The organism is Micromonospora sp. CNZ296 (assembly GCF_007827635.1).
This window is the reverse complement of sequence record NZ_VISW01000024.1, coordinates 1-15,205: the sequence shown is the minus strand read 5'-3', so window position 1 is coordinate 15,205 and position 15,205 is coordinate 1. Positions and strand designations below refer to the sequence as shown.

Below are 15,205 nucleotides of genomic sequence, written 5' to 3'. Positions count from 1 at the left end.
CGCCTCTCTCGGTAGGGAAGGGATCGCAGGTCAGGGGGTGGGCTCCGGGTCGAACGCCGCGTCGTTGGTGACCATGTACCAGGCGTCCGTGGAGTCACCGCCCAAGATCGACAGGCGGAGCGGCAGCTTCGCCTCGGGGTTCTTGTTCAGCTCCAGCTCCACCTCGGACTCGTTGAACACCCGGGCGGCGATGAACCGGTACTTCTTGGCCCCGTCCATGACGTCGAGGATCGCGGCCAGCTCGTCCCGGTTACCGAAGCTCGGCGGCACGAACTTGTAGAGGTTCGGCGACCCCTCGATGGCGGTGATGTTGCCGCCGCCATACACGGCCTTGAAGTTCGCGCCGTTCCACTGGAGCAGGTCGACGTCCATGCCGGCCGCGTCCGAGGTCTGGAGGATCTTCACCGGGTAGTTCGACTGGTGCGCGAACACCCGCTCGAACTCCGGCGACACCCGGAACCGGCACGACTCCGGGTTGGTCAGGCCGACGTTGAAGAACCCGCTCCCGGGCGCGGACAGGTCCGCCGGCAGGGTGGAGCCGACCACACCGAGGTAGAGGGCGATGGTCTTGGCCTGGACAAGCTGGTTGGGCTGCGTCATCTCACGCCTCGCGGTGCTGGTCGATCAGGACGACCGCACGCTAGGGCCGGGCGACAGTTAACGTCCCAGGCCGGTCAGGCGTTGTCCGGGTGAGCGACGATCCGGACGGTGTGAGCCCAGCACAGCTGCCCCGTCGCCGGGTCAGGCTGGAGGCGGCCGGAACCCACCGTGTAAGCGTCCGTGACCACCGGACGGCCCGGCACGTGCGGCCGGTCCGCCGCCCGCACCAGGTGGTGCACCGCCAGGTACAGCAGCCGGCGCAGCGCCGCCGACCCGGGCCGCCCGTCGGGGCCCGCCCAGGTCAGCAACACGACCTCGCCGGTCACCGTCCACACCAGCCGGCCGTCGTCACCGCCAGGGGAGGGTCGGACCTGAAGATGCGGATACGGACCCTCGTTCAGCCCGGACACATGTTCGGCGCCGCCGGAGCCGTACTCGGCAAGCATCTCGGTGGCCGAGGTCAGCTCGGCGAGCGCGATGGCCACCGGGTCGACGTCGACCACCGGCTCGGTCACGGCCGCGTGTCGCTGTCCGGCTCTTCCAGGCGGGCGTACCCCGCCCAGACCCACGACTGCGCCACGTCGACCGGCACGGTCAACTTGTCGCCCGGCTTGTAGCTCTTGCCGTCGTAGTCGTGGAAGTGCGACAGGACCACCTTGACGCCCGTTTCGGCGGCCTGCTGCGTCTCGGTCGGGGTCTCCTCGGCTGGTGCCGGGTTGCTGCGTGCCATCGCTGCCTCCAGGTGCTCGACGGCCCGCACGATAGGCGGCCAGAGCCGGTAGCGTCCCGGACCGCCCGTCTACTTGGCGCGCAGCCGGCGAGCCACCTCGGACACGGCCCGGCCCATGAAGCGGGCTGCCTCGTCCTTGTCGGTGCCGAACTCCGACTCCACCACCCGGTGGCCGTGGCAGGTGACCGTTCCCTCCACCCGCGACCCGGCCACCCGGACCGGGTGGGCGTGGATGTTCCGGGCGATGCCGTCCGGGTCCTTCACCGCCTGGCAGCGGCAGTTCTCCGTCAGCCCCGGCGTGCCCTCCCGGTCGCGGGGCTCCCGCAGCTGCTGGTGCGGACCGGCGCCGTAGTGGTGCTGGTCGTACTCCGGGGACTGGAGCACGAACCGCAGGTTGTCGGGCTGCTCCTGGCCGTGGGCCTCCCGGTGCTCGGGCCGGACCACCGCGTCGCCCTTGGACACCCACGTCTTCGTCGGCGGGGCGTTGCGCTGCGCCGCGTCGGCCACGTCATCGGTGATGCGCTGCACGCGGGGCGCGATCAGGCGCGCGATCGCCGCCTCCAGGCCCGGACGGGGCCGGTACCGGGTCACGTCACGCTCCTCACCGGGTAGCCCCGGTCGACGTCCGGCGGGTCCTGCACCGCGGTCACCGCCACGTAATCCACGTCCGAGTGCCCGGCGACCTGATGGCGCAGAGGAGTGCCGGTCACCACCCACCGCCGATCGTCGGCGACCCGGGTGATGACGTCCCCGGCCGCGACCGGCCAGAGTGCCGGGTCGAGGCGCAGCGACCAGGATCCGTCGACCTGTCGCGTCGCCGCCCCGTCGGCCGGGCCGACCGGTGTCGGTGGCGGTCCGGGCATGGGGGTGCCGTGCGCGTCGCGAGGTTGCGGGTGGACTTCCTGGAGGAGCAGGTACAAGCCGTCCGCGAGCAGCACCGCCACAGTCACCACCTCCGCCTGCATGGTGCCGGGAGAGGTGGAGTTGCGTCCTGGAGGGGGGCTCCAAAAGCGACTTTTTACCGCTGCATGTCATCTTGTTCGCACAGCCGTTCGACGCGAAAGGCTGACTTTTCTGGCACTTTCCGTGCTCAACGAACCACTTTGCTCCGCATATATCCACTTAGGTACCCGGTTGGTGACCCTCCGTGGTCCGAACACTACGCGTGCAAGGTTGCGGAGGATGACCATACGCGGCATAGGGTGTACCCCGATCCACAGCGGCGGACCTTTGGTCTGCGTCACGGTCTACGCTATGGGTCGCACCACGCTGATCCGTCTCGCCTTGCTGTCCCCCGGGGGGCAAGGACGCTCCCGAACCACCAGGAGTACGACGGAGAGGACTGTGGTGGGAACACCCAACCGCCGGCGATGCTGCCGGCACTGCAACACAGCTCGGCGGAAGGCCACCGATCGGTGGCGGAACGCCGAGCGAGCGGCGAACCTCCTCGCGAGGCTCGCCGTGATCGTCGGAGCGGCGCACCAGGTCGCTCGCGACGCCGGGCTGATGTGACCGTGACGGTCACCGAAGCCCGAAACGGGTGTGACCCCACCTAAACGGCAGGGTCACGGTTCCGTGCAGTGCGGGCAAGCGGATCCCCGCTGGGGTGCCACCCAGTGGAACCGGGTCCGCTTGTTCCTATTTACGGGCCATGTTACGGCTCGGTTTTACCCCGGCAGGTTACTCCGGAGTTTTGCGGAGCCTGACAGGAGCGAAGTTTGGCACAGGGTGTCGGTTCACGGAACCCCCGGGGGCAGTCCAAATTCCCGACCCAACGGCTGGGGTCTTAGTCGCCTGAGCAGGGAAAACGGTCTCACCTGGGCAAAGGTGTGTCCTAGGACGACGTAAACGATGCGCCCTGCGTCACATGACGCCCGCCCCGGCACCAAGCCGCTACCTACCGGTAGGACGCGCCTGCTGGACGACGGGCCCGGCGCCCGTGATCGCCGGACCCGCCACCAACACCCCCGAGCGGAGGAACGACCCCCCCGGATCGCGAGCGCACAGTATCGACCTGGCGGGCATAGCGTCCCCGGCCAAGATCAAAGGACGTATGGCCAGGTCAAGTCCGCGCCGGGAACGGCTCCCACGCGATCCGACCGCTGCCACGCCAGGCCGTCGGCCGACCGCCAGAAGTCGAGCGACGTCAGCGGCGGCACGCCCGCCGTCGGCGCCGCACTAGCCCCCGGGATCGGCTCGTACGACACGGACTGTCCCTCGGCGCTGACCGACCTCACCTCGCGCCCGGCCGACCCGGAGAGCCGGCGCACCGCTGGGTGAACCTGCGCCGCCGCAGTCACCCACTCCCGGATCGCCGCGTACTGCGGCTCCCGGCCGTCGAGGCCCGTCTCGTACACGACGGTGAAAAACCCGGTCTCCCACCCGGTCGGGTCGGTCTCCGGCGTCACCGACACGATCCGGGCGGGCGGGTGCTCCAGCGGCCATCCGGAGTCGAGCGGCCGGACCCCGCGCTGCGTGAGCTGCACCGGCACCACCATGCGCCGCAGGTAGCCCTCGGCCGCCGCAGTGGCGGCCCGGATCGCCGCTTCCACCGCGAACTGCACCTGCTCCTCGGTGGGGTCGAGCCCGGCCAGCCGGGCCACCTGGTCGACGGGCACGATCAGCGGGGGAAGCGGCGACGTCACCGATCAGCCCTCGGTTGGGGCGGCGGCGCGGGCCAGCGCGATCGCCTCCAGCGCGGTCGCCCGGTTGACCTCCGTGCCCTGCGGGAACGCCAGCGACATCAGCTCGGTCCGGGAGTTGCCGCGCCGGATCAGCGCGTTCGCGCGGACCTTCGCCACCACGATCGTGCCGACCCCGGACATGTCGAACAGGTCGTCGGGGTCGATCGGGGCGCCGGCGTCGTCCACGTAGCCCAGGAAGGCGTCCGCGTCGGCGGGCGCCACCGGGGCCGGTGCGACCAGCGGTGCCGCGGGAGCGGTGTTCGGGCTCGCCGGCGGGGCCAGCGGAGCGGCGGCTGGTTGAGGCGCGGCGGCCGGGGCCTGCGCGACCGGCGGGGCCAGCGGCGCGGACTGCCCCGACGTGCTGCTCGGGGCCTGTTCGGCGGCCGGGGCCTGCGCGGTCGTCGGGGCCTGCGTGCTGGTCGGGGTCTGCGTGCTGGTCGAGGGCTGCTCGGCCGGCGGGGCCAGCGGCGCGGACGGCTGGGCGGCGCCCTCCGCCTGGCCGCTTGGCTCGGCGGTCTCCTTGGGCGCGGCCGGCGCGGTGGCCTTCCTGGCGGTGCTGCGGCTCATCAGGATCTCCTGCTGACGGGTGACGGATCGCCCCGCACCGTACGGCCGCAACCGGCTAACGTCCCCGGCTAGAACACCACGTCCTCTGGCGTGGGGCCGGGCGGCGGCACCGAGGGAGGGTCACCAGTGATCGTCAGTGGCCCGGGTACGACGTGCAGCACCACCAGGTACTGCCACACGGGGTCCGTGGCGCTCAGCGGCGCGTACGCCGGCCCGGTTGGGGTGATCGGCACCGCCCGCCCCTCGAACGCGGTCAGGTCGGCGAACGTCGCGTCGTCGCAGTCCAGCTGCCCGTTCTCGCCGAGCGCCGCCCACCGGCCGTCTCGGCCTTCCACACGCCAGGTCACCGGCTCCTCCGCTTCCTCTTCGGCTTCGCCTCGGTACGCGCGAGGGTAGCCAGCACTCCCAGCGTGAAGTGCTGCAACTCGTCGTCGCCGAAGCGAGGGTTCCGGCCGAAGGTGTCCTGCAACCCGACCTGGAACACCTCCCACGGCCGAGCGCCCGGGTCGGGATCCTGCACGAACGGCCGACCGTTGACGCGTCCGACCTGCTCGTACGACTTGCCCGCGTAAGGGTTGCGCCAGTCGTCCGGGAACGCCACCTCCCGCTCGTCGTAGCCGCTGTGCCGCACCATGTCCTTCAGCCGGGCCAGCGGCTCCAGACTGGTGCCGCGCATGGACCGTCGCCGCACGAACGTGAATTCCAGCTCCTGCAACCCCGGGACCGTCATCTCCATGCGGTGGCCCATCTCGTGGACGGTCACCTCGTGGGTGTAGTCCCGGAACGCCCCGATGTAGACGTCCTGATCGCGGGCTGTGACCGGCATGGCCAGCAGGGACGAGTCGCCGCCCCGGCTACCGGCGTGGAAGGCCCGCTGGCTGGATGCGACCCGCAGCTCCGCCTTGGACGACAGGCTCAGCCAGTCATCCGGGAAGTACGCCTCCGCCTCCCGCAGCCGCTGTTCCCAGTCCGGGCGGGCAGCCTCGGCGCCATACACGCGGCGGCTGGTCTCGCTGGCCGGTGCCGCGGTGTGCCGCACGCCGCCGAACGGCCGCACCGAGGCGAGCAGCTGCTTCAGCAGCTCATGCTCCCGGCGGGTCTGCGCCTTCTGCGCGACGTTGCGGCGAGCCATCAGATCATGCCGGCCCGGGTCCTGGGCGGCGAACGCCTTCCGGATCGCCTCGGGGCCCAGCTCCCCGTCGAGCTTGCGTTGCAGGTCGTTGTACTCCTTGTCGCGGCGCTTCGCGTCCAAGAAATCGTCGTGCAGCGCCTTCCCGGCCTCCAGCACATGGTCGAGTGCCCGCTGGTACTCCTCGGGCGGCAGCGCCCGACCCACCGGATCCTTCGGGTAGGTCATCTCGACCTGCGGCGCGAGCATCCTGCCGAGACCACGGTTGGACGGCTTCGCCAGCTCCTCCGGGTTGTCGGCGATGCCACGCATCCAGGCCAGCTGGGACTCCGCCATGGCCACGTCCCGGATCTCGTCGGCGAGCCGCTCGTTGGCGATGCTCTCCCGCTTCGCCTTCGGGGTGCGCTTGCGCCGGAACTCGGCGTCCAGCTCGGCGCGCCGCGTCGCGAGAGTGTCCCGGACGGCGGTCAGCTCCGCTTCGAGCTCAGCGACCCGCCGATCGATGGCCCGCTCCGCCGGGCGGATCTCCTTGCGTACCGCGGACCGCCACCCGGCCTCATCGGCGGGCATCGCCTGCCGGGCCCGCTGCGCCGCCTCCCACGCCCGCGTGGACGCAACATGGTTACGGGCCGACGGCCGGCGGGGCCGCTTCGGGCCGCCCGGCTTCGGAATGAACCGGCCGGTGCGCGGGTCACGAGGGTGATCCTCGGCCCGCCACACCTTCACCGCGTACCGGGCGTAGCCGAGCGGTGTGAGTAGGGGTGCCACCACCCGGTAGCGGGCCCGCGTCGACAGCATGGTGCTCCTCACCGAGGCAGGGGACAGGGCCGGTATGAGGCGGGGCCGCAGGAAAACGTCCTGCGGCCCCGCCTTACGCGCCTGGTCAGCCGACGTGCAGAGAGCCCTGCACGAACGCCTCCGGCCGGTCCACGGTCAGACCGACCCGCTCGTGGCCCTTCAGGGTCACGCCGTCCCGCTCGAACAGGTCCAGGTTCTCGGTCGACACGTCGACCTGAACGGAGCGCCGGTCGAACAGCTGCGCGCCGAGCCCGAACGCGCCGAGCATGTACCGGCCCTCCGGCATGGCGGTGGTCGCGACGACCGGCAGCCGCCACACCCGCTCCTCGGCGCCGACGGCGATGGAGGTGACCAGGGTCAGGCGACCGTTGTCGTCGGTCTCCAGCTCCATGTCCTCCCAGTCCAGCGGGTTGATGATGATCCCGGTGGGGGCCATCTCCGCCAGCTGGACACGGGTGATCGCCCGCCGCAGCGTGACGGTCTTCTTCTCCGTCGGGTTGCCGCCGGTCAGCGGCTGGTTGTAGGTCTGCACGCCGGCGGTGTTGAGGATGCCGCGCATGTTGGCGCCCTGGCCGTCGCCGAAGAGGATCTGGTCGTCCTCCTCCAGCCGCACACCCTCGATCAGCTGCCGGTTGATCAGGCCGCGCATGCGCGGCTCGTCGTCCAGGGTCTGCTGGTGGGCGTACATGACGTGGCTGATCGTGGCCAGCGGGTACGTGACCACCGCGAGGGTGAGCTTGCTGCGCGGCGCACGCCCGAACACGTCGGTGTCTGCGCCGGTCGGCGCGGACACGCCGTCAGCGGCGGCGCGCTCCCGCACGGCGGCGGCGTTGTTCACGAAGCCGGTCTGCCGGATGCCGTAGAGGATCGCGGCGGTGGTCTCGTCCGGCGGGAACAGGTTCCGCACGTGCATCAGCCGGGGCAGCTTCTCCACCAGGGGCCGCTGCTGGTGAGTGCCGAGGGCCTGCACGCCGGTCAGGTTGCCGGCCATCGCGGAGAAGACGTCCTTCGCGCCGATCTCCCCGGCGTCCACGCCCTTGCGGAACATCGACTCGCCGTCGACCTCGAAGGTCATCCGGCCGCGGTAGCCGCGGCCCTTGTACTCGGCCCACGACTCCGAGGCGAGGAACTGCTCGCCGAGGCTCTGCCCGCCGTTCATGGCGTGGTGGGCGGCGCTCGCGGCACCGGCGACCGACCCGCCTTCGGGGGCGTCGAGCCACTCCCGCAGGCCCGCGTTGCTGGCCTTGGCGTCGATCAGCGCCTTCAGCGTCTTCGCCTCTTCGGTGGCCGCGAGGTACGCCTTGGCCTGGTCACCGTGGAGGCTGACCTTGCCGTCCTTCACCTCGAACGCGCCGGTCATGGCGTCGATCTCGGCGGTCTTCTCCTTCAGCGCGTTCTTGAGACCGGTGATCTCGTCGCGCACCTTCGTGCTGGTGGTCATGGTGGTCTCCCAGATGGGCACGGATTCGTTGTCGTGCCCGGGCGGGAGGCGTCGCGTCGGCCCGGCCACCGCCGGGAACGCCCGCAGGCCGTGCGCCCGTGGCTGCCCGGAAACGTAGAGGCGGGCCGGGGTTAACGTCCCCGGCCCGCCCGTTACCCGTTCGGTCAGTCGCGCAGCGCCGCCAGGTCGGCCTGCATCTGCTCGAAGTCGAGCACCATGCTGTCGTCCGGCTCGCCGGTCTTCTCCTCCACCTGGCCGCCGGTCTTCTCACCCGCCGTGCTGTTGGGGTCGAGCACCGCGTCGAGATCCACGCCCGCCTCGGTGAGTGCGTCCAGCAGCTGACCGACCGACGCGGCGAGCCGCTCAGACCCTCCATCGGCAACCTGGGCGCCCTTCACCCCGGCCGCGTCGGCGGCCACCGCCAGGGACAGCTGCGCGGTCGCGTCGGCCAGCAGCTCGGCCACGGACGCGACCGTCGCCCCCGACACCTCCGGCACGTCGCCGGACTTGGTGGCCGGCACCACCTGGGCGACCAGCTGCACCCGCAGCATCTCCCCGAAGCTGATCGTCCCGTCCTCGCCGACGGTGTAGGGGATCTGCCAGGTCTGCGTCTCCCCGTCGTCGCGGGGCGACCGGTTGACGACCACGTGGTCGTCCCAGGTACCCACGACGTACACCCACCACTCCGGCTGCCCGTGCTGATCCCTCGGCCCGGCCAGTGCCTGCCGGGCGGCCTCCCGCAGCGCGTCCCGCCGCTCCTCGTACGAGCCGGGAAGCACGTCCCTGACCTTGGTTTCCAGCGTCACCGAAGCGCCCTTCTCGCCGGTGTCACCGGCGGTCTCCTCGTCGCCCACCTCGTCGGTGAGCGCATCGTCGTCCACCGCCAGCTCCAGGTCCCCATCGAGCTCCGGGTACACCTCGGCGGTCTTCTTCCCTCGCTGCGCGGCCGACCACTTGCGGCGCCGCTCCCGCTCGGCGTCCCGCGCGGAGTCGAACGCCTCCTGCCACTGGCGGCGCCGTTCCCGCTCCGCCGCCTGGAGTTCCTTCTTCGTCTCGCCGGTCGCGGCCTCGACCGTCCGGTCGGCGTCCGCGCGCCGTATGCGCTCGGCGGCCCGCTCCCGGTCGAACGCGGCCTGCACCTTGTCCCGCCGGGCCGCCTCGGCGTCGCGTTCCTTCTTCCGCGCCGCCCCGTCGCCCGACCCGGAGCTGCCCGAACCACCGCTGCCCTCGACGAGCGCGCGGTCGCCGCCGAGGACCCGCTTCAGCCAGTCCGGGCCGAGCTTGGCGTTCGGGTCGCCGCCCGGCCCGGCCGGGGCCGCGCCGCCGGACCCGCCGGCCGTCCACTGGCCGGAGGCGTCGCGGGGCTGCGACGGGTCGAACTTGGCCTCCAGCTCGTCCGGCTGGTCCAAGGCGGCACCGAACCCGCCGCCCGTCGCGTCCTTCACGCCGAGGGTGGACGTCTGGGTGTTCGCGCCGTGCAGCACATCGGACCACTCGAAGAAGTCGACCTTCGCCATCACCCGCGCGCCGTCGCCCTTGCGGCGGGTGACGTGCCCCGGCACCGCCCGGTAGCCGATCGACCACTGGCCCTCGTCCGCGTAGAACTTCGCGTTCGAGTAGCCCTCCTTGCCGTCCTTCGTGTCCAGGTTGTACTGGCCCTTGATGTACAGCGCCCCGGCTTCCTTCGGCCACGGGGAGCCGTCCGGCAGGGTCTTCGGCAGCCGGGAGTCACCCGGCAGCCACTCCTCCTGGACGAGGGTCTTCGCGGCCATCCGAGCCCAGTCGTGGTGCCGGACACCCTTGCTCTTGCGCCTGGCGAGCGTGTCGGCGTACGCGCCGGGGGTGATGATGTCGCCCTGGTCGTCCTTGATGCCGGTGATCGACACCAGGCACTCCACGATGCCGTGCTCGTCGTCGTGGTCGAGCAGCACACCGGACGCGCCGGCGGCCTTGTACTCCAGCTGCGGCGGCGGAGCCGACAGGTCGAGGTCGGCGGTGCCGGCAGATGCTCCCATGAGCGTGCCTCCAGATGGGCGGGCAGAGTCTGCCCGGCATGGTCGCTCCGCCGCCGGGTTAGCGTCCCGCTCGTGTGGCCCGCTTGGCGCTGAGGGTCAGCCGACACCGGCAGCCGATCGTCTCCTCCAGCGGGCCGTCCGGGTCGCGCGGGTACCGCAGCTGCGCCTTGCCCACGGAGAACGTCTTGCCGACCGGTCGGGCTTGCCCGTTGGCGTTGCGGTGGGTGGTCCGGACGGCGCTGTCACGGCGGTCCCGCCACGTCGCGGTCACCTCCAGCCCGAGCGCGGCAGCAGCCCGCGCCGCGGCGTACATGCCGCCGGTGACAGCCGTGCGGACGGCGTGACCGGCGACGCTCTTCGCCCAGCTGAGCAGCGACCCGGCGTCGACCCGGGCGGTGAGCTGCTCCATGGTCTCTCCGGCGGCCTCCCCGGCGGCGAGGGACGCGGCGAGCTTGAGGCCGGCCGCGCGGGCGGCGTCAGCGGCGGCCGTGACCGCTGCGGTGGCCACGGCCGCCGCTTCCCGGCCTGCGGCGGCCGTGCCTGCCGACGGACCGGCGAGCAGCCCCACCGCGGTGACGGCGGCGCCCGTAGCTGCGGCCGCGATCAGCGGGCTCAAGGCATCCTCGGTGTCCTGCGCCCACACGTCGGGGTCGACGGCCGCCGTGGTGTCGAGGGCCTTCAGCCCGACCCGCCGGTCCACCTCCATATCGGGGTCGGCCGTCCAGTGCCGGGTGCCCTTGCGGGCCTTCGGGGACCGCAGCCGCGCCGACGTCCGCGCCGCCCATCGGGCCGTCAGAGCCGTCAGTGCCGCGGTCACCGCGGCCTCGGCTGCCTCGCCGCCCACCTGCTCGCTGCTCACCGTGCGGGCTGGCGCGGCGGCGGCCTTCAGCCCGTACCGGGCTACCCCGAGGGCGGTTTTGCCGGCCGGTTCGCCGGCTGGCTTCTCACGGTCGGCGGCGTCGCGTGGCTTCCTGCCGGCAGGTGGCTTCGTCTCGCTGTCCGGCTTCTCGTCCGGCTTCTTCCCGGTGGGGGGCTTGTCGCCGGGCTGCTCCTCGTCGCCGCCGTCGGCCGCAGGGGCCATCTGGGCGGCCATCTCCTCGCGGCGCTTCTCGGCCTCCTCGACGTCCTCCGGTGTCTGCGGGATCTGTGCCTTCCCGGTGTTGGGCAGCCACAGCGCCCGGGTCTCGGGCGTGGAGTGCACCTCGTAGCCGGCCAGCTCCGCGTACGACTCGATGGTGCGGAGGCCCTGCTGCACCTCCAGCCGGGCCTCCTCGCGGACGGCCCGCTGAGGTAGCCGCAGCGCTTCGACACCGGACAGGTCGAACTCCGGTTCGAGGTCGCGCTCGTCCAACGGGTCGACCATCTCCGCTGCGATCAGCTCCAGCGGCGGCGGCATGGTCTCGGTCCAGAAGTTGTACTTGTCCTGCGCGGCGTTGTCGAACGTCGAGCCCTTGGAGATGCCGAGCAGGCTCTCGGGTACACCGATGCCGCCGAGGATCTCCTCCCGCGCGTTGCGGGTCAGCTGCTCGTACAGCATGTCCTTCGGCCGGGCCGACAGGTCGGCGTAGCTCACCTGGTCGGAGTTGACGATGGTGACCTTGCCGGCGTCGACCGGACCCCGACCGAAGCGGCGCTCCAGCTTCGTGGTGTCCTCGCCGTTGAGGCCGCCCTTGATGCCGACGATCGCGCGTACGTGCCCGTCGTTGAGCATCCAGTGCACGTTGATCTGCCGGGCCAGGTCGTCCATCTCGACGGACGCGCCGAGCGCCGACATCACCGTGTCCGCCCGGAACGGGTCCAGCGGGTGCGGCTCGCGGATCCACCACACCCGGTCGAACGGCACGGTCCGGACCGAGCCGTCGGGCATCTTCGTCTCGAAGTGGGAGATCAGCCGGTCACCGGCCACGACCCGCCCACTCTTCGCGCTCTCGGTGGGCACCGGCACGGTGCGGCCTGGGGGCAGCAGGTCCAGGCGGATGATGTCCCCGCCACGGGAACGGGTGAACTCCACGAACGCGCCACGCGGCGAGTACATGACCTGGATGAACAGGCGCCGCTTGAACGCGCGGCCCTTCTCCAACGGGTTGGTCTGAGCGTGCGGCTGGAGCAGCCGGACCACGGGGTGGTCGTCCACGTACTCGTCGGTCCCGGCGACCTTGTACCGGAACGGCAGCCGGGAGAAGTGCCCGGCCATCAGGGAGGTGCCCCGCCACAGCCAGACGGTCCGCTCATACGCCTGGTAGACGGCCCGCTCGACGTCCCACTTCTGCTGGCGGCGTTTCCCGCCGAGCCAGTCGGGCATCTGCCCGCTGTCGGTGGACCACCGGATCGTATCGACCGTCTTGGTCTCCACGTCGTCGGCGCGGCGGCCGAGGCGGAGGCTGGGGAACAGCGGCACCCGGTTACTCCCTACCCAGCAGGAAACCGACTCCGGCGGTGAGGCCGCCGGCCAGCGCGGCACCGGCGAGCGGATGCCAGCCGAACGCGGCGACCACTGCGGCAGCCGCGACGGTCAGGACCCCGGCGGCGAGCAGGACGGCGCCGGTGATGTCGCGGGCGCGGCGGCTGGTCAGAAGTCGGCGGCTCACGGCCGGGACGGTAGGCCCACCGAAGGGCTAGCGTCCCCCGGGCGCGTGGTCAGGCGACCGCCATCGCGGGCATGGGAGGCCGGCCGTAGTTGTGGGGCTCCTCGTGCAGGTGCTCGCAGGCGTCCCAGGGCATCAGGTGAGTGGGGCACTTGCGCTTGCGGCGCCCGTCCGGGCCGCCGCGCAGGTGAGCGGTGCCGACGGTCGCGGCCGAGCATGTCTGTCCGCGCACTGCGTCGTACCAGCCCTGGCACTGAGCGCACCGCAGGTCGAGCACATCTACCCTGACCCCCGCGGTCAGGACGATGTACCCGTCTTCGAGGGCCTGTTCGGCGGACTCGGGTTCGATGGTGACGTTTGCTGCCGCGTACCACTGGTGTTCGGGGCTGAAGACCGCTGCTGGCAAGGGGGTGACCTCCAAGCACGAGGGGAGGGATCTGCTTGTTTCGGCGACATCTGGGGCAGGGTTGCGGCCCGCCGTCCTCCCCGGCTCGCGTAGCGAAGTATGTCGATGACCAGCGAAAACCGGTCGATGTCGCTGGCTGCTGTGATGCCCGAGCATACGGTGATCACCCGCCCCCGCGTCAACTACAGTGAACGAATCTAACGCCAGGCCGTCCGGTTGACTTGACTGGCCGGATGGCCGAGGGAAGCATGGTGGAAATGTCGACCCCCCCGCGGCAGACCTTCGCCGAACTCCTCGAACATCTCTTCGTCACCCATCCGAACCCAGCAACCCGGCGCCGCTACAGCGACGCCGAGGTCGCCATAGCCGTCGGAATCTCCAAGACCGCCGTCTGGGCGTTACGCACCGGCCAGTCGAGCAACCCCACCCTGGAGACCATCTACGGCTTGGCCCGCTTCTTCGGTGTGACGCCCGGCTACTTCTTCGGTGAGCACGACACCATCGACCCCGAGCTGCGTGCCGCGATGGCCGACGCCGGCGTGCGGCACATCGCCGCCCGCGCGGCCGGCCTCACCGAGCAGAGCCAGCAGATGGTCCTGAACGTCCTCGAACAGGTCCGCCGACTCGAACACCGAGGTGAATAGTGGCAGTCAACACCCGATCGGGGCTAAAGTCCCGTTAACGGGATCGACCACGCTGGCACTCATCGGCGGGAATTTCATCCCTGAGTGAAGATCCTTGCCAGAAAGCCCTCCCTCATGCAGCGTGGTGGACCCCCACCGGTACTGGATCCACCGGAGCGCCCCGCCCCATGCCGATCAACCAGCTCCGCCGACAGATCACCCCCCTCGTGGACCGGTTCTCACCACCGGCCCCCTGGGACATCGCCCGCTACGTCGAGACGATCAGCGCCCGACGCGGACGACCCATCCAGCTGCTGCCGACCGACACCGCCGGCGGCGTCTGCGGCCTATGGGTCGCCACCGACCAGGCCGACTACATCGCCTACGAGCGCGGCACCTCCGGCCCCCACCGCGACTTGATCATCCTGCACGAGCTGGGACACATCCTGTTCGGCCACGACGGCCGCACCCTCGCCCACACCGGCTCCCGCTCCCGCTACCCGGACATCCAGGAACAACAGGCCGAGGTGTTCGCCACCGAGGTGCTCCAGCGAGCCGGCCAGAAACGCCCAGCCCCGCCGTCGCGGCAGGCCGTGGCCATCCTCGCTACCTTCAACGCGATAGGACCCGCCCGTGCCGCCCACACTGCTGATCCTGCTGCTGTGCGCCGCCACCGCGTACGTGGCTTGGGCGCCGCTGCGCAGTACACCTGAGCCGCCCCGCCGGTCACCGGCCCGCCAAGCACTCATCCTCGGCATGGCGTTCCTCACCATCGGCGTGTGGGCCGGCTACCAGGCAGACGACGCTCTCAACAGGCTCACCGGCTGGACCGGCACCTCCGAACTCAGCCAGCACCTCGCCATCATCGCCTCGCTGACCGCCCTGGAAGTCATGCTGCTGCACTGGCATCTGCCGCCGGAAGCGGCCCGGAGCGAAAGCCAGTGGCGCTACATCCTCGCCCTCGGCGTCGCGGTCGGCATGGTCGGCTTGTTCCTGCTCGGCGGCCCCGACGCCCGCCCCGCGACCGAGGGCGCCTACTACCGGGCGACGCCAACTGTCGCGATCCACGAGAGCGTGTACGCGCTGCTCCTCGCCGCCGCCACAACAGACCTGGCCGTACAGTCCGGCATCTACCGCCGTTGGCTGCGTGACTACCCGTACAGCTGGTGGGGCCTGACGGCGTTCGCGGTCGCGGGCTGGCTGGCCCTTCCCTTCGCGCTGCTGTCCGGTATCGACGCCGCCGCCGAAGGACTCGGCCTGTTCGAGGTGAGCTCGCAGCTGCTCGCCGCCACCGAGTCCCTGATCCTCACTGCCTGCGCCCTGTTCGCCGTCGGCGCGGTCCTCCCCACCGCCGGACCGAGGATCGCCGCCGGCGTCCGTCGCGTCCGCCGCGCCCGAGCCGCCCAAAAACTACGGCCCCTGTGGCAGGCCGTCCTCGACGGAAACCCCGGCCTGGCCCTCGACCGGCCCCGAGGAGCCGACTCCGCAGGCGAGGTGCTGCGCACCCTCATCTCCGGCGACGACTGGCGGGTCTACCGCCGCGTCATCGAGGTCCGCGACGGATACCTGGAACTGCGGCCCTGGCTCGACCAGGACGTCATGAACCTCGCCCTGTTCAAATGCCAGC

The 15,205-nt window shown here is 71.3% G+C and carries 17 protein-coding genes; 3 read left to right on the top strand and 14 right to left on the bottom strand.

Annotated elements, in window-relative coordinates; translation table 11 throughout:
- Window positions 1–30: 30 nt before the first annotated feature.
- The 14 genes from FB455_RS29335 to FB455_RS29275 form a co-directional block, all read right to left on the bottom strand.
- Entirely contained in the window at window positions 31–600 is a 570-nt protein-coding gene (locus tag FB455_RS29335; protein ID WP_145755446.1) for a phage tail tube protein, read from the bottom strand.
- 74 nt (window positions 601–674) lie between these two features.
- Window positions 675–1,115, bottom strand: coding sequence for a hypothetical protein (locus FB455_RS29330; protein ID WP_145755445.1), 441 nt, complete (start codon window positions 1,113–1,115; stop codon window positions 675–677).
- Window positions 1,112–1,330, bottom strand: coding sequence for a DUF7210 family protein (locus FB455_RS29325; RefSeq protein WP_145755444.1), 219 nt, complete (start codon window positions 1,328–1,330; stop codon window positions 1,112–1,114). The genes FB455_RS29330 and FB455_RS29325 overlap by 4 nt, the downstream gene beginning before the upstream one ends.
- A 69-nt stretch (window positions 1,331–1,399) precedes the next feature.
- Entirely contained in the window at window positions 1,400–1,921 is a 522-nt protein-coding gene (locus FB455_RS29320; RefSeq protein WP_145755443.1) for a structural protein, read from the bottom strand.
- Complete coding sequence (locus tag FB455_RS29315) at window positions 1,918–2,295, bottom strand: hypothetical protein (protein WP_222433946.1); 378 nt, start codon at window positions 2,293–2,295, stop codon at window positions 1,918–1,920. Before FB455_RS29315 ends, FB455_RS29320 begins: the two co-directional genes overlap by 4 nt.
- 1,077 nt (window positions 2,296–3,372) lie before the next feature.
- Window positions 3,373–3,975, bottom strand: a complete 603-nt coding sequence (locus tag FB455_RS29310; RefSeq protein ID WP_145755442.1) for a hypothetical protein — start codon at window positions 3,973–3,975, stop codon at window positions 3,373–3,375.
- Between the two features lie 3 nt (window positions 3,976–3,978).
- The gene (locus FB455_RS34415; protein ID WP_186466457.1) at window positions 3,979–4,581 is read right to left on the bottom strand and encodes a hypothetical protein; all 603 of its coding nucleotides are present in this window, start codon (window positions 4,579–4,581) and stop codon (window positions 3,979–3,981) included.
- 68 nt (window positions 4,582–4,649) lie between these two features.
- The gene (locus FB455_RS29305) at window positions 4,650–4,928 is read right to left on the bottom strand and encodes a hypothetical protein (RefSeq protein WP_145755441.1); all 279 of its coding nucleotides are present in this window, start codon (window positions 4,926–4,928) and stop codon (window positions 4,650–4,652) included.
- Window positions 4,925–6,520, bottom strand: a complete 1,596-nt coding sequence (locus FB455_RS29300) for a flagellar biosynthesis protein FlhF (RefSeq protein WP_145755440.1) — start codon at window positions 6,518–6,520, stop codon at window positions 4,925–4,927. The genes FB455_RS29305 and FB455_RS29300 overlap by 4 nt, the downstream gene beginning before the upstream one ends.
- A gap of 73 nt (window positions 6,521–6,593) precedes the next feature.
- Window positions 6,594–7,949: a phage major capsid protein gene (locus tag FB455_RS29295; protein ID WP_145755439.1), complete on the bottom strand. Its 1,356-nt coding sequence runs from the start codon at window positions 7,947–7,949 to the stop codon at window positions 6,594–6,596.
- A 164-nt stretch (window positions 7,950–8,113) separates the two neighbouring features.
- Entirely contained in the window at window positions 8,114–9,964 is a 1,851-nt protein-coding gene (locus FB455_RS29290; protein ID WP_145755438.1) for an HK97 family phage prohead protease, read from the bottom strand.
- A 58-nt stretch (window positions 9,965–10,022) separates the two neighbouring features.
- On the bottom strand, window positions 10,023–12,362 hold the full coding sequence (locus tag FB455_RS29285) for a phage portal protein (RefSeq protein ID WP_145755437.1): 2,340 nt from the start codon (window positions 12,360–12,362) through the stop codon (window positions 10,023–10,025).
- 4 nt (window positions 12,363–12,366) lie between these two features.
- Window positions 12,367–12,552, bottom strand: coding sequence for a hypothetical protein (locus FB455_RS29280; protein WP_145755436.1), 186 nt, complete (start codon window positions 12,550–12,552; stop codon window positions 12,367–12,369).
- A 49-nt stretch (window positions 12,553–12,601) separates the two neighbouring features.
- On the bottom strand, window positions 12,602–12,955 hold the full coding sequence (locus tag FB455_RS29275) for a hypothetical protein (protein ID WP_145755435.1): 354 nt from the start codon (window positions 12,953–12,955) through the stop codon (window positions 12,602–12,604).
- 233 nt (window positions 12,956–13,188) lie between these two features.
- Between FB455_RS29275 and FB455_RS29270 the strand changes: the two genes are divergently transcribed.
- The 3 genes from FB455_RS29270 to FB455_RS29260 form a co-directional block, all read left to right on the top strand.
- Window positions 13,189–13,599 carry a helix-turn-helix domain-containing protein gene (locus FB455_RS29270; RefSeq protein WP_145755434.1) on the top strand — a complete coding sequence of 137 codons (411 nt, stop codon included), beginning with the start codon at window positions 13,189–13,191 and terminating at the stop codon, window positions 13,597–13,599.
- 167 nt (window positions 13,600–13,766) lie between these two features.
- Window positions 13,767–14,291, top strand: coding sequence for an ImmA/IrrE family metallo-endopeptidase (locus FB455_RS29265; protein ID WP_145755433.1), 525 nt, complete (start codon window positions 13,767–13,769; stop codon window positions 14,289–14,291).
- Window positions 14,212–15,205: MAB_1171c family putative transporter (locus FB455_RS29260; RefSeq protein ID WP_145755432.1), on the top strand; the 994-nt coding region annotated here is incomplete at its 3' end. The genes FB455_RS29265 and FB455_RS29260, both read left to right, overlap by 80 nt.